Source organism: Salinicoccus cyprini (assembly GCF_007713705.1).
Taxonomy (GTDB): domain Bacteria; phylum Bacillota; class Bacilli; order Staphylococcales; family Salinicoccaceae; genus Salinicoccus; species Salinicoccus cyprini.
In genome coordinates, this window is the sequence record NZ_VMSJ01000001.1 from 893,389 (window position 1) to 906,187 (window position 12,799).

Here is a 12,799-nt window from a genome sequence, read left to right on the forward strand (position 1 = left end):
AGTACGCGCGTTTGAGGGGGGAAATTTGAATGTCGCAAAAAGTAACAAGACGCCAATTCCTGAACTACTCTCTGATGGGAGTGGGATCATTCATGGCGGCTGGCATCATACTGCCAATGGGTAGATTTGCACTCGATCCGTTGTTCCAGGCTGAAGCGGAAGGGTCCATGATCACTACGAGTGTAAGAGCTGAAGAAATCACCGAAGAACCTGTCAAAGTGGACTTTTCTTTTGAACAGCAGGATGCATGGTATACAAGTGAAGTTACAGACTTTGCTTGGGTATATAGAGATGGCGAAGAGATCATCGCTCTGTCGCCTGTATGCAAACACTTGGGCTGTACCGTAACATGGGCTGGTGATGATGCCAACCCGAACCGATTCTTCTGTCCGTGCCATAATGGCCTTTACGAGAAGAGTGGTCAGAATGTACCAGGTACACCTCCAAGAGGACCATTGGACCAGTTTGAAGTCGGTGTATCCGATGGTTACATCACTATAGGTGAAAGATTCGCCAACGAAATCGTATAGGAGGGAACACTTTGCTTAACAGAATCTATGATTGGATAGACGATCGCATTGATATCACTCCTATATGGAGAGATGTCGCTGATCATGAAGTGCCGGAGCATGTTAACCCTGCCTATCACTTCTCAGCATTCGTATATTGCTTCGGCGGGTTAACGTTTTTCATTACAGTCATCCAGGTACTCTCAGGAATGTTCCTGACAATGTACTACGTACCTGATATCGTCAATGCCTGGAATTCCGTCTATTATCTGCAGCATGACGTTGCAGCAGGACTCATCGTTCGGGGTATGCACCACTGGGGTGCCAGCCTGGTAGTTGTTATGATGTTCCTACATACTCTAAGGGTATTCTTCACAGGCTCATACAAGGCGCCACGTGAACTCAACTGGGTTGTGGGTGTTCTTCTTTTCCTCGTAATGCTTGGTCTTGCCTTCACAGGCTACCTGCTGCCTTGGGATATGAAAGCATTGTTCGCTACAAAAGTAGGATTGGATATTGCAGAGAGTGTACCGTTTGTCGGTGAATGGATCAAGACATTGCTTGCCGGTGATGAAGAGATCATCGGAGCTCAGACATTGACACGTTTCTTTGCCATCCACGTATTCTTCCTGCCTGCTGCTCTATTCGTACTGATGGCTGTCCACTTCATCATGATACGTAGACAAGGCATCTCAGGACCACTATAGGAATGATAAGGGAGGTAAATTGATATGAAACGTGGAAAAGGGCTGACATTTGTCGGCGATTCACGAGTACAGAAATATGACAAACCAAAGCTCAATCGCGACTATTCCGAATTTCCAGGTCGCACAGAGGAATTCTATCCGGATTTCCTTCTGAAAGAGTGGGTAACTGGTGCAGTATTCCTCATCGGTTTCCTCTGTCTGACCGTCGCACACCCTGCACCGCTCGAACGTGTAGCAGATCCGACTGATACAGGATATATACCACTTCCTGACTGGTATTTCCTATTCCTCTATCAGATTCTCAAATACACATATGCATCCGGACCTTTCAATGTCATCGGTGCAATCATCATACCTGGTATTGCTGTTGGTGCATTGATGCTGGCACCTTGGCTGGATAACAGCAAGGAGCGCAAGTGGACGAAGCGTCCGGTTGCTGTTGCCATGATGCTCATTTCATTCGGCATCATCTTCTATACAACATGGGAGTCGGTCGCATACCACGACTGGGAAACCCAGAACCAGCAGGGTCAGATTGTATTCTCGAACCTTGATGCCGAAGATCCTGTCTTCCAGGATATCATCAGATCAAACTGTACAAGCTGCCACGGTGGTGAGCTGACAGGTGGATCCGGGCCGAACCTGATTGAACCTGATCTGAATGCAGAAACAGTACGTGCATTCGTAGAGAATGGTACTGGAGAAATGCCGGCATTCAAAGACCAGCTGACTGACGAGCAGATCCAGCAGGTTTCAGAGTTTGTTGCCAACCTCGAACTGACATCAAGAGATGGCGCTACAAATTCCACCAACGATTCCGACACATCCGAATAATAACAAAAAGCCCTAGCAATAGGGCTTTTTTTAGTAAGGGAATGTACTTATGTATAAACTAATCGACCTGATGTACAACAGATGGTTTCTCATGCTGCTGCTGATTTCAAACGTCATCGGTACTCTTTATGGGTACTGGTGGTATAGAGGACAGCTCGCCGACACGGACTGGTATTTCATCCCGTTCGTTCCGGACAGTCCGACAGCCACATTGTTCCTCTCGATCGTCATCCTTCTTATACTGATGGGGAGGAAGTGGGGGCTGATGGATGCCATGGCATTTACAACACTGATCAAATATGGCGTATGGGCGGTAGTCATGAATCTGCTGACTTTCGTGGAGACAGGATTCATTTCATGGATCGGGCTGATGCTCATTGCATCCCACGGCATAATGGCTGTACAGGCGATTCTTTTTCTGCCTCATCTCGAGATCAGGCCCATCCATCTCTACATTACTGCCATCTGGCTGTTCCATAATGATATCATCGACTATGTATATGGACAGTATCCCGTCTACGGCAATCTGGCACAGTACGAAGCCCATATCGGATACTTCGCCTTCTGGCTGAGCGTCCTTGTACTGGTCCTGCTGCATCAGCTGGTACCGAGCCGTTCTGATTGACGGTTCGGCAAAATTTGAAGTAGAATAAAGTATGAAAAACTTTTGGAGGTTGGAATCCACGTGATTATTATACTGTATTTTGTGATTTTGATGGTTGTTCCAATGCTCGCACAGATGAACGTGAAATCGACATTCAACAAATACTCTAAAGTGCGTTCTACGAGTGGGCTTACAGGCCGTGAGGTAGCAGAGGAAATACTCAGGGAAAACGGCATCTACGATGTTTCCGTAGAAAGAGGCAAAGGCTTCCTGAGTGACTATTATGATCCGAAGAATAAGAAGGTTGTACTGTCCCCGCACAACTACGACACGCCAAGTGTTGCAGGTACGGCAGTTGCGGCCCACGAAGTCGGACATGCCATCCAGCATGCGACAGGCTACGCATTTCTTAACTTCCGTTCTGCACTCTTCCCGCTTGCCCAGCTTGGAAGCAACTTCTCATACATTCTGATTATTGCCGGCATATTCATCACCTATGCGCAGAGCAATGCACAAGGTGGACTGGGAGATATGCTCCTCTGGGGCGGTATCGCTCTTATGGCATTTGCAGTTCTGTTCCAGATTGTTACGCTTCCGGTCGAGTTTGATGCATCCAAGCGTGCGATGAATCAGATCGAATCATTGAACATCGTCAATCAGAAGGAATACCGTCATGCCAAGAAAGTCCTTAACGCAGCAGCAATGACATACGTTGCAGCGACTGCAGTGGCTGTGGCTGAACTGGTCAGATTCATCATGATTGCAAGAAGCAACTAGATCGGATCCGAGGAACCCATGAAGGGTTCCTTTTTTTATTTTACCTGTATTCTGTTAATATTATGATGAACATGGAAGGAGAGATATCATGGATTGCAGCTATACCGAGGAGCAGCGCATCTTTCGCTACAGAGCAGTCGGCATCATCATCGAGAATGGCCATATACTGCTTGCGACCAACAGCATGGCGGAGTACTTCTATACAATCAGTGGGGCGGTCAAGCATGGCGAAACAAGTATTGATGCCGTCAGAAGGGAAGTCCTGGAAGAAACCCACCTTGAATATGAAGTAGAGAGGATGCTGACTGTTGTTGAAAACTTCTTCGATTACACGTTCAATAGTACAGAGTATGAGTTCCATGAAGTCGCCATCTACTACATGATGAAACCCCAGGGCATGAAAAGCATCAATAGTGTGCATGATATAGGAGGCGGAAGGAAGGAACATGTCGAATGGATTCCGCTGTCAAAAATCGACAGGGTGGAGATCAGACCGGCAATCCTCAAGGAGATCATAGCCAATATCAATGATCTGCCTTCACCTCTGATACACAAAGATGTAAACCACTAGTGCAAATCAGGTTCACACAGTGACGAAGATTGTCTATAATCAGTAATAGCAACCAAAAGAATGGATGATGATATGAAGATTGCATTAATCGCGCATGATGAAAAGAAGGATGATCTGCTGAGATTCATAGACAAGCACCTGGTATTTTTCAGAAACCAGGAGCTGTATGCGACCGGGACGACCGGCGGCAGAATCATCGAGCATACTGGACTCGATTTGCACCGGTGCAAATCCGGACCGCTCGGTGGCGACCAGGAGATCGGTGCAATGGTCGCAAACAGGGCAATAGACTGCATCATCTTTTTCAGGGATCCGCTTACTGCGCAGCCCCATGAGCCGGATGTCAGTGCGCTGCTGAGATTATCCGATGTATATGATGTACCGCTCGCGACGAATGAAGGCACTGCGGAGGCCATCCTCTACCATCTGAGCCACAAAGACAGGAGGTAGACTGGATGAAAATCGGTATAACCTGCTATCCGAGCGTGGGCGGCAGTGGCATCATCGCCACTGAACTTGGTATACAAATGGCAAAAAAAGGGCATGAGGTGCACTTCATCACTTCAAATGTCCCTTTCAGACTGGATGCGAACCATCCGAACATCTATATACACCAGACGGATATAAACGACTACAGCGTATTTCGCTATCCACCCTACGACATCACCCTGGCAAGCAAGATTTCCGAGGTCATCGTCGAATACGACTTGGAAATCATCCATATGCACTACGCTGTCCCCCATGCTGTATGCGGCATTCTGGCACGGCAGATGGCAGGCCGGAATGTGGGCATCGTCACCACACTCCACGGCACCGACATCACAGTGCTCGGCCATGACATGTCGCTTGTCACTGCAATACGTTTCGGCATCAATGGTTCCGATACTGTCACGGCAGTTTCGGAAAGTCTGAAGGCACAGACGCTGGAACTGATCGGTCCGGACAAGGACATACAGACCGTCTACAACTTTGTTGATGAGAAGCATTTCAATACGATTGAGAGAGAAGAAACAAAACAGCACATGAAGGAAAGATTCGGAATATCCAACAGCACCAGGGTGCTCATGCATACTTCGAACTTCAGAAAAATAAAACGGATCGATGATATCATCCGCACTTTCCATGAAGTGCACCAGTCTGTGGACAGCATTCTTGTACTGGTCGGTGATGGTCCGGAGATGAACAGCATCCGCAGGCTGGTCAAAACTCTCGGGCTGGAAGACGCCGTCATATTTGCCGGGCAGCAGACAGATGTGAAATCATTCTATCAGATGAGTGATATATTCCTGCTCATGAGCGAGAAGGAAAGCTTCGGTCTGGCATTGCTTGAAGCGATGAACTGCGGCGCTGTGCCGGTCGGTTCGACAGCCGGCGGCATAAGCGAAGTCATCCGGCATGAAGAGACCGGCTATCTTGTAGAGGTCGGTGATCATGAAACAGCTGCCAGTCATATCAACCGTATACTTGCGGAGGACACACTCTATGGAAGCATCCAGACCCGGATGCTTGAAGATGTCAAAACCCGTTTCCACTCCGATGTCATTGTGAGTGAGTACGAAACGCTGTACAGACAGCTGATCGAGGAGCAGAACCATGCATGAACTTTTTACAACAGGCAATATCATACTGAAGACATTGGAGTCCCATGGATACAAGGGATACTTCGTCGGAGGCTGTGTACGGGACCATCATATGGGACGGACCATCAATGATGTCGACATCACGACCGATGCGCTGCCGGAAGACATCGAGCGCATATTCGAGCATACAATCGATGTGGGCAAGGAGCATGGTACCATCATCGTCCTGGTGGAGGATACTCCGTTTGAAGTGACCACCTTCCGGACCGAATCGGAATACAGTGATTTCCGTCGACCGGATCAGGTCATATTCACCCGGGATCTATACAGCGATCTCGAACGCAGGGACTTCACCATGAACGCCATGGCCATGAACGATGATTTCACCATCATCGATCCCTATGACGGGATGGATGCCATCAGTCACCGCATGATCGCCACTGTCGGCCTGGCATCCGAAAGATTCAACGAGGACGCCCTCAGAATATTGAGAGCTGCCAGGTTCTCCTCACAACTGCAGTTCGAAGTTTCAGAGGAGACGAGACGGGCCATGGCAGAGCATGCAGAGAATCTGCGCCATGTCGCTGTGGAGCGCAGTGTGACGGAACTCACCAAGCTCTATTTGGGGATGGATCCAAAGAGAGGCAAAGTGCTGGTTGTGGATACACGCCTGAATAAGTATCTGCCATTTTTCGATAGGGTGGATGATGCATCATTCCTCAGGACAGACGTCCGATCTTTGGAAGACGAGCTGGCGCTCCAGATCCATCTGTCGCCTGAGCTCGCACAGTCACTGTCCGCATTGAAGCTGTCCAATGCTGTCAAATCGTATATCGGCAATATCATCAGATTGCTGGATATGGTCGATTCCGCCTCCATCAGGGAGCTCGCCTATGGATTTGACACAGGCATACTGGCGAATGCCATAAGTATGATCCAGGCGAATGGCTGGCTTGAAACCGGAGACAGGAGGGCACATCTGCAGTCGGCACTCAACATGAAACCTGCACTTCCCATCGCTGATGCTTCCGAGATCGATCTTGATGGACATGCACTCATGACACTGTTCAATGCACGCGGTGGCCGATGGATCAGGACCGTTCTTACAGCTGTGGAACAGGAGATACTTTACGGCAGGCTGGAAAACGACAGATACAAAATAATTGAATGGGTGAAGGCACATGTCGAATTTGAAGCAGGAGATATTAAAATTACTGAAAAGTGACCAGTTCATTTCCGGACAGGAGATGGCCGACCGTCTGGATGTTTCCAGAACAGCCATCTGGAAGAACATCAATGCTCTGAAAACCGAAGGATACAGCATCGAATCGGTTACGAGAAAAGGCTATCATCTAAGAGAACACCCCCGTTACATAAGCCCGACAGCACTGGAAGTACTGGTTCAGGATTCCGCTCTTTTCAGTCATATGGAATATTTTGAAACGACAGAATCCACCCAGATCGAAGCATTCCAGAAGCTTGAGAGCCGGGATGGTGCCTATATCGTTGTGGCACTCGAGCAGACGAAGGGCAGGGGACGGTTCAACCGCGAGTGGTTCTCACCAAAGAACAGGGGACTCTATCTCTCCATCGTGCTGCGACCGAATATACCGATCACAGAAATCATACGCTTCAACCTTTTTATTTCACTGGCCCTCTCGAAGACACTGGATCAGGCCTTTGGTGTCAAGAGCGGCATCAAATGGCCGAACGATATATACATCAGCAATCGGAAAGTATCTGGTTTTCTGACGGAAGTCGTCAGCGAAAGCAATGTGATCAATGCTATAATCTGTGGTATCGGCATCAACATATTCAAAGATGAAGGTGTCAGTGCGCTCGGTACCGCAACTGACATTGAATCGGAGATGGAACCCGGAAGAAAAGTGGATCTGGATGATTTCATGAAAAAGCTGATCCACAATATGGAAGTGTACTATGACCGTTTCATCAATGAACCATTCAGCAGCATCCGCGATGAATGGAAATCGCGGGCGATCGTCTTCAACAAAGATCTGAGAATCACCGAAACCGGGGAAAGCTACATGGCCAAGGCTTTGGATATCGATTCCGATGGATTTTTGGAAGTGCTGGATGAAACAGGTGAAATCAGAAGAGTGGTCAGTGCGGATATTGAACTCTAGTAGGAACTGGTGATGAGATGCTGAATGAAAAATTTGCGGTGGTCGATCTGGAAACCGCCGGAAATAACAAAAATAAGGATAGTATCATCCAATTGGGCATTGTAATTGTCCAGAACTTCAAAGTCGTTGATAAATATACGACTTTCCTGTCGGATGAAACAGAATTGACCCCCTTTATAAAAGAGCTGACAAGCATTGAGACATCCATGCTCGAAAATGCACCCCGGTTCAAAGATGTCGCCCACGAAATAGCGGCTCTTCTTGACGGCTGCGTCTTTACAGCTCACAATGTCGAATTCGATTACGGGTTCCTCCAGTCTGCCTTCAGGAAGTGCGGCATCAGATACAGCCCGAACCATCTGCTCGATACTGTGGAGCTGGCGAAAATATTTCTGCCGACACTGGAACGTCTACAGCTCAATGAGATTGCACAGACACTCGGCTTGCGTCTGTCAAATGCACACCGTGCAGACGAAGATGCACTGGCGACTGCAGAGCTGCTCATCCATCTGCTCGGCAAGATCTCTGCGCTGAATACTGACACCCAGAAGCAGCTGTATCATCTGTCGAAATCCCTGAAATACAGCTTGTCCGATGTGCTCTTCTCCGTTATTGCACAATCCGGGGAAAGGTCACCTCTCGGTCTTGAACACTATGGATCATTCTTCATGAAACAGGCGCCGCATATGAATAGGCACCTCGAGCCCGTTACGGTCAGGGAACTGTATGACGGCTATGTGGCATATTCGGGCAATGAGTACCGTGAGGAGCAGCTGCGTCTTGCCAATGAGATATTCGAAGCACTTGAACAGGGTGACAATCTCGTTGTGGAGGCATATACCGGCGTCGGCAAGACACTTGCCTTCCTGATTGCCGCAGTCAGTTTCCACTCCCTTTTCGGCCGGAAAGTGCTTGTCAGTACATCGAAGAAGATTCTGCAGAATCAGATTCTTGCAGATGAGCTCAAAGTACTCGAGCAGGCTTCAGGCCTGTCAATCGGTGCAGCCAGTCTGAAAGGGAAAGAGAACTATATGAACCTTGATGCGTTCGAACTGCTCCTGTCCCTTGAGGAAAACAATACCGAAATCGTACAGCTGAAAATGAAACTGCTCGTATGGCTCCTTGAAACAGACACGGGCGACCTGGCTGAAATCCATCTTAAAGGACCGGAGCGTGCCTACTATAGAACAGCATCCATCCAGGCTGGGGAATCAAGCAACCACCTGTTCTTCGAACGTGCCCTGTCTGAAGCAGAGCAGTCGGCATTTACAGTGACGAACCATTATTTTCTGATGGAATGCCTTGACCATCTGCCTGATGTAGCAAGCGTCATCGTGGATGAGGCCCATCAGCTCAAACGGTCGCTCGAGGAAAGGATGCGGACGACCTTCAGCTACCAGGCGATGAAGTTCTTCATCGGACAGATCGGCACTGCAGGCCAGGAACGGCTTCTGACCACCTATATCAACCATAATGAAATGTCGGTATATCTGCTTGAGGATATACTCAAACACCTCAATCAGAGCATCGACAGGATATTCGGTGCGGCGGCAGCCGGCAATATGGAAGATATGCGGCACCATATCGAAGTCAGCATCCATCATGCTTCCATATTCCTCGGCACCATACGCGGTACGCAGAACTACCAGGTCCTCTACAATCATATGCACCACTATCAAAGAATGCTCGGAAGTCTTGAACGTGGAATAAGGACAGGCAGCTATACCCTCGATGCGGATAGGAACCCGCAGAAGATCAAGGTGCACATTCATGAAGCGGATATGGCCTCACTGCACAAGAAAACAAGCCATCTGGCTGCAACCATCATGCTGTCGGGCACATTGGAAGTGAACGGAAGCTTCGATCATCTCGACTACTGGTATGGGGAAGCGGATTTCAAGACGCTTGTCATACGCAACGAAGCGCTCTTCAGGCAGACGAAGATATTTGTGCCGGAGGATATTCCCGCCTATGATGTACAGGATGACGACTTCATCGCAACGATTGTCGAATACATCGCCATCTATCTGAGCGAGACGGACCAGAAGCTGATGGTCCTGTTCTCGAACTTCGAGCTGCTGGACAAGGTCTACGAGTATACGGAGGATATACAGACTTTCGAGGACTATGTAATACTGAGGCAGTCGCGGGCGACTACAAGCGAAAAGCTGCTGGCCCAGTTCAACCAGCTGGACAGATGCGTACTCCTCGGTACGTCGAGCTTCAATGAAGGCATCAATATACAGAGTACAGGCACAAAATGCCTGATGCTGACAAAGCTGCCCTTTCCTGTGCCGAAGGAAGCGGATTTCAGAAGCTTCTACCGGACCGACCTGCCGGAAGCAGTATTCCAGTTCAGGCAGATTGCCGGCAGGATCCACCGCCGTCCGGAGGAGAAGGGACTGCTGCTGCTGTTCGACAGACGCATTCTCAGCCGCAGGTACAGTGACGCATTCCTCAAGTATTTCCCCCCTGAAAATATCATCGAGGGGGACGGAGAGTCTTTCAAAGCACTGCTCCGTGATTTATAATGACTATATCAACCCTAAAGGAGACGAAATATGCAACTCTCTCAACGAATCAGGAATATAACACCAAGTCAGACATTGGCAATCACAGCCAAATCAAGGGAATTGAAAGCTCAAGGTGTCGATGTAATCAGCCTCAGCGCAGGAGAGCCCGATTTCAATACACCTGAGGAGATCATAGAAAAGACCTACAAGGCACTGAATGAAGGACAGACAAAATATACGTCGGCTTCCGGCATCAACGAACTGAAGGAAGCCATCGTCCGGAAAATGAAGGACGACAACGGCCTCGACTATGATGCTTCCGAAATTTTTGTCGGCAGCGGGGCAAAGCACGTACTGTACAACCTGTTCCAGGCAACACTCGATGCAGGTGACGAAGTATTGATACCGACGCCATACTGGGTAAGCTATACAGAACAGGTCAAACTGGCCGAGGGCAAGCCTGTCATCATGCATACCGATGAATCAACATCATTCAAGATGACGCCTGAGATCATCGAGGCGCATAGAACGGATAAGACACGCATGCTCCTGCTGAATTCACCGAGCAATCCGAGCGGCATGGTCTATACGGAGGAAGAACTGAAAAATCTGACAGAATATCTGGAAAAGACGGATATCGTCGTGGTCGCCGATGAAATATATGAAACACTCGTATACGACAGACCGCACATCTCGATTGCAGCATTCAGCGATAAGATGAAGCAGAACACGATCGTCATAAACGGTGTCAGCAAGTCTCATGCCATGACGGGATGGCGCATCGGCTACGCATGTGGTGACCGCGACGTCATGAAGGCGATGACCGATCTGACAAGCCATTCCACATCCAACCCTGCGACACCGTCCCAGTGGGCAGCTGTCGCTGCCTATGAGATGGATCCGTCCTATCTTGAGGAGTACAACAGAACCTTCAACGAAAGAAGGGACAGGGCGTATGAGAAGCTGATGGAAATTCCATACATCGACTGCATCAAGCCGGAAGGCGCATTCTACCTGTTCCCGAACTTCAAGGAATGTGCACAGAAATGCGGTTTCCAGGATGTCGACCAGTTCGTCACCGCGCTTCTTGAAGAACAGTATGTCGCTGTTGTGCCGGGATCAGGATTCGGTTCGCCCGACAATATAAGGCTCAGCTATTCACTGAGCATCGAAGATATGGCCGAAGCACTTGACCGTATCAGAAAATTTGTAGAACAACACACTAAAGGAGCATAGTTCGACATGAAGATATCAATCAACCAGGCATCTAAATACGAAGGGCAGCAGGTGACAATCGGATGCTGGCTGCTGCAGAAGCGGGGCAGCGGCAAGATCCAGTTCCTGCAGCTCCGGGACGGCACAGGCTTCATGCAGGGTGTCGTCGTCAAAGCGAACGACGAAGCACTGTTCGAGACAGCCAAAGGGCTCACTCAGGAGACATCCATGTACGTCACGGGCACAATCAAAGCGGACGAGCGTTCACAGTTCGGTTATGAAATGGAAGTGGACGGCATAGAAGTCATCCATGCTTCGGAAGGCTATCCGATCACACCAAAAGCCCACGGCCCTGAATTTCTGATGGACAACAGGCATCTATGGCTGCGTTCAAAGAAACAGCATGCCGTCATGAACATCCGCAACCAGATCATCAAAAGCACCCACGACTTCTTCTTCGAGAACGGCTATAAGAAGATCGATCCACCGATTCTGACAAGCAGTTCGCCTGAGGGGACGACAGAGCTGTTCCATACAAAATACTTCGATGAGGATGCATACCTCTCCCAGAGTGGCCAGCTGTACGCTGAAGCAGCTGCAATGGCACACGGCAAAGTATTTTCATTCGGTCCGACATTCAGGGCGGAAAAGTCCAAGACGAGAAGGCATCTGATCGAATTCTGGATGATAGAGCCGGAGATGGCATTCTACAACCATGAGGACAGCCTAAAAGTGCAGGAGCAGTATGTCGAATACCTTGTACAGCAGGTACTCGCACACTGCAGTCTTGACCTTGGCATTCTGGAGCGCGATACGAGCGTCCTCGAGAAGATCAAGGCACCATTCCCACGCATCACCTATACCGATGCAGTCGAACTGCTGAAGGATAAAGGGTTTGATGATATCGAGTGGGGCGAGGATTTCGGTGCACCGCATGAAACCGAAATCGCAAACCACTTCGACAAACCGGTCTTCATTACCAACTACCCGAAAGCAATCAAATCCTTCTATATGGAGGAGAACCCTGAAGATCCACGCACCGTACTGTGTGCTGATATGATTGCACCGGAAGGCTATGGTGAAATCATCGGAGGCAGTGAGAGAATCCATGACTATGCCACGCTTGAGCAGAAGATCACCGACAGCGGTCTCGATCTTGATGCCTACCAGTGGTACCTCGACCTCAGAAGATACGGCAGTGTGCCGCATTCCGGATTCGGTCTTGGTCTTGAACGTACCGTTGCATGGCTGAGCGGCGTCCAGCACGTGAGGGAGACCGCTCCATTCCCACGGCTGCTCAACCGTCTTTACCCATAGGTCGAATATCGCCGCCAGGCGATATTTT

Annotated in this window: 13 protein-coding genes; all 13 read left to right on the forward strand. The window is 49.1% G+C overall.

The genetic code is table 11. The features are described from left to right. The first annotated feature begins 29 nt into the window (after window positions 1–29). Entirely contained in the window at window positions 30–530 is a 501-nt protein-coding gene (locus tag FO441_RS04470) for a Rieske (2Fe-2S) protein (protein WP_145286361.1), read from the forward strand. An 11-nt stretch (window positions 531–541) separates the two neighbouring features. After that, window positions 542–1,216, forward strand: coding sequence for a menaquinol-cytochrome c reductase cytochrome b subunit (gene qcrB, locus FO441_RS04475; protein ID WP_145286363.1), 675 nt, complete (start codon window positions 542–544; stop codon window positions 1,214–1,216). A gap of 24 nt (window positions 1,217–1,240) precedes the next feature. After that, window positions 1,241–2,050: a cytochrome c gene (locus tag FO441_RS04480; protein ID WP_145286367.1), complete on the forward strand. Its 810-nt coding sequence runs from the start codon at window positions 1,241–1,243 to the stop codon at window positions 2,048–2,050. A 49-nt stretch (window positions 2,051–2,099) separates the two neighbouring features. After that, the gene (locus FO441_RS04485; protein ID WP_145286369.1) at window positions 2,100–2,675 is read left to right on the forward strand and encodes a DUF1405 domain-containing protein; all 576 of its coding nucleotides are present in this window, start codon (window positions 2,100–2,102) and stop codon (window positions 2,673–2,675) included. A 60-nt stretch (window positions 2,676–2,735) separates the two neighbouring features. Beyond that, on the forward strand, window positions 2,736–3,431 hold the full coding sequence (locus FO441_RS04490; protein WP_145286372.1) for a zinc metallopeptidase: 696 nt from the start codon (window positions 2,736–2,738) through the stop codon (window positions 3,429–3,431). 88 nt (window positions 3,432–3,519) lie between these two features. Next, entirely contained in the window at window positions 3,520–4,002 is a 483-nt protein-coding gene (locus tag FO441_RS04495; RefSeq protein WP_145286375.1) for an NUDIX hydrolase, read from the forward strand. Between the two features lie 72 nt (window positions 4,003–4,074). Beyond that, complete coding sequence (locus tag FO441_RS04500) at window positions 4,075–4,452, forward strand: methylglyoxal synthase (protein ID WP_145286378.1); 378 nt, start codon at window positions 4,075–4,077, stop codon at window positions 4,450–4,452. Window positions 4,453–4,457: 5 nt separating this feature from the next. Then, window positions 4,458–5,603, forward strand: a complete 1,146-nt coding sequence (gene bshA, locus FO441_RS04505) for an N-acetyl-alpha-D-glucosaminyl L-malate synthase BshA (RefSeq protein ID WP_145286381.1) — start codon at window positions 4,458–4,460, stop codon at window positions 5,601–5,603. Continuing rightward, entirely contained in the window at window positions 5,596–6,807 is a 1,212-nt protein-coding gene (locus tag FO441_RS04510; protein WP_145286383.1) for a CCA tRNA nucleotidyltransferase, read from the forward strand. The genes bshA and FO441_RS04510 overlap by 8 nt, the downstream gene beginning before the upstream one ends. After that, a complete protein-coding gene (locus FO441_RS04515) occupies window positions 6,764–7,726 on the forward strand; it encodes a biotin--[acetyl-CoA-carboxylase] ligase (RefSeq protein WP_145286386.1) in 963 nt (320 codons plus the stop codon). Before FO441_RS04510 ends, FO441_RS04515 begins: the two co-directional genes overlap by 44 nt. A 17-nt stretch (window positions 7,727–7,743) precedes the next feature. Further along, entirely contained in the window at window positions 7,744–10,257 is a 2,514-nt protein-coding gene (locus FO441_RS04520) for an exonuclease domain-containing protein (RefSeq protein ID WP_145286388.1), read from the forward strand. Between the two features lie 30 nt (window positions 10,258–10,287). Further along, the gene (locus FO441_RS04525; protein ID WP_145286391.1) at window positions 10,288–11,475 is read left to right on the forward strand and encodes a pyridoxal phosphate-dependent aminotransferase; all 1,188 of its coding nucleotides are present in this window, start codon (window positions 10,288–10,290) and stop codon (window positions 11,473–11,475) included. A gap of 6 nt (window positions 11,476–11,481) precedes the next feature. Beyond that, on the forward strand, window positions 11,482–12,771 hold the full coding sequence (asnS, locus tag FO441_RS04530) for an asparagine--tRNA ligase (protein WP_145286394.1): 1,290 nt from the start codon (window positions 11,482–11,484) through the stop codon (window positions 12,769–12,771). Window positions 12,772–12,799 lie beyond the last annotated feature (28 nt).

Bases quoted from the DNA above. Each gene is read 5' to 3' on its own strand.
- FO441_RS04470 (WP_145286361.1), top strand. From the start codon at position 30: ATGTCGCAAAAAGTAACAAGACGCCAATTCCTGAACTACTCTCTGATG.
- FO441_RS04480 (WP_145286367.1), top strand. From the start codon at position 1,241: ATGAAACGTGGAAAAGGGCTGACATTTGTCGGCGATTCACGAGTACAG.
- FO441_RS04485 (WP_145286369.1), top strand. From the start codon at position 2,100: ATGTATAAACTAATCGACCTGATGTACAACAGATGGTTTCTCATGCTG.
- FO441_RS04495 (WP_145286375.1), top strand. From the start codon at position 3,520: ATGGATTGCAGCTATACCGAGGAGCAGCGCATCTTTCGCTACAGAGCA.
- FO441_RS04500 (WP_145286378.1), top strand. From the start codon at position 4,075: ATGAAGATTGCATTAATCGCGCATGATGAAAAGAAGGATGATCTGCTG.
- bshA (WP_145286381.1), top strand. From the start codon at position 4,458: ATGAAAATCGGTATAACCTGCTATCCGAGCGTGGGCGGCAGTGGCATC.
- FO441_RS04510 (WP_145286383.1), top strand. From the start codon at position 5,596: ATGCATGAACTTTTTACAACAGGCAATATCATACTGAAGACATTGGAG.
- FO441_RS04515 (WP_145286386.1), top strand. From the start codon at position 6,764: ATGTCGAATTTGAAGCAGGAGATATTAAAATTACTGAAAAGTGACCAG.
- FO441_RS04520 (WP_145286388.1), top strand. From the start codon at position 7,744: ATGCTGAATGAAAAATTTGCGGTGGTCGATCTGGAAACCGCCGGAAAT.
- FO441_RS04525 (WP_145286391.1), top strand. From the start codon at position 10,288: ATGCAACTCTCTCAACGAATCAGGAATATAACACCAAGTCAGACATTG.
- asnS (WP_145286394.1), top strand. From the start codon at position 11,482: ATGAAGATATCAATCAACCAGGCATCTAAATACGAAGGGCAGCAGGTG.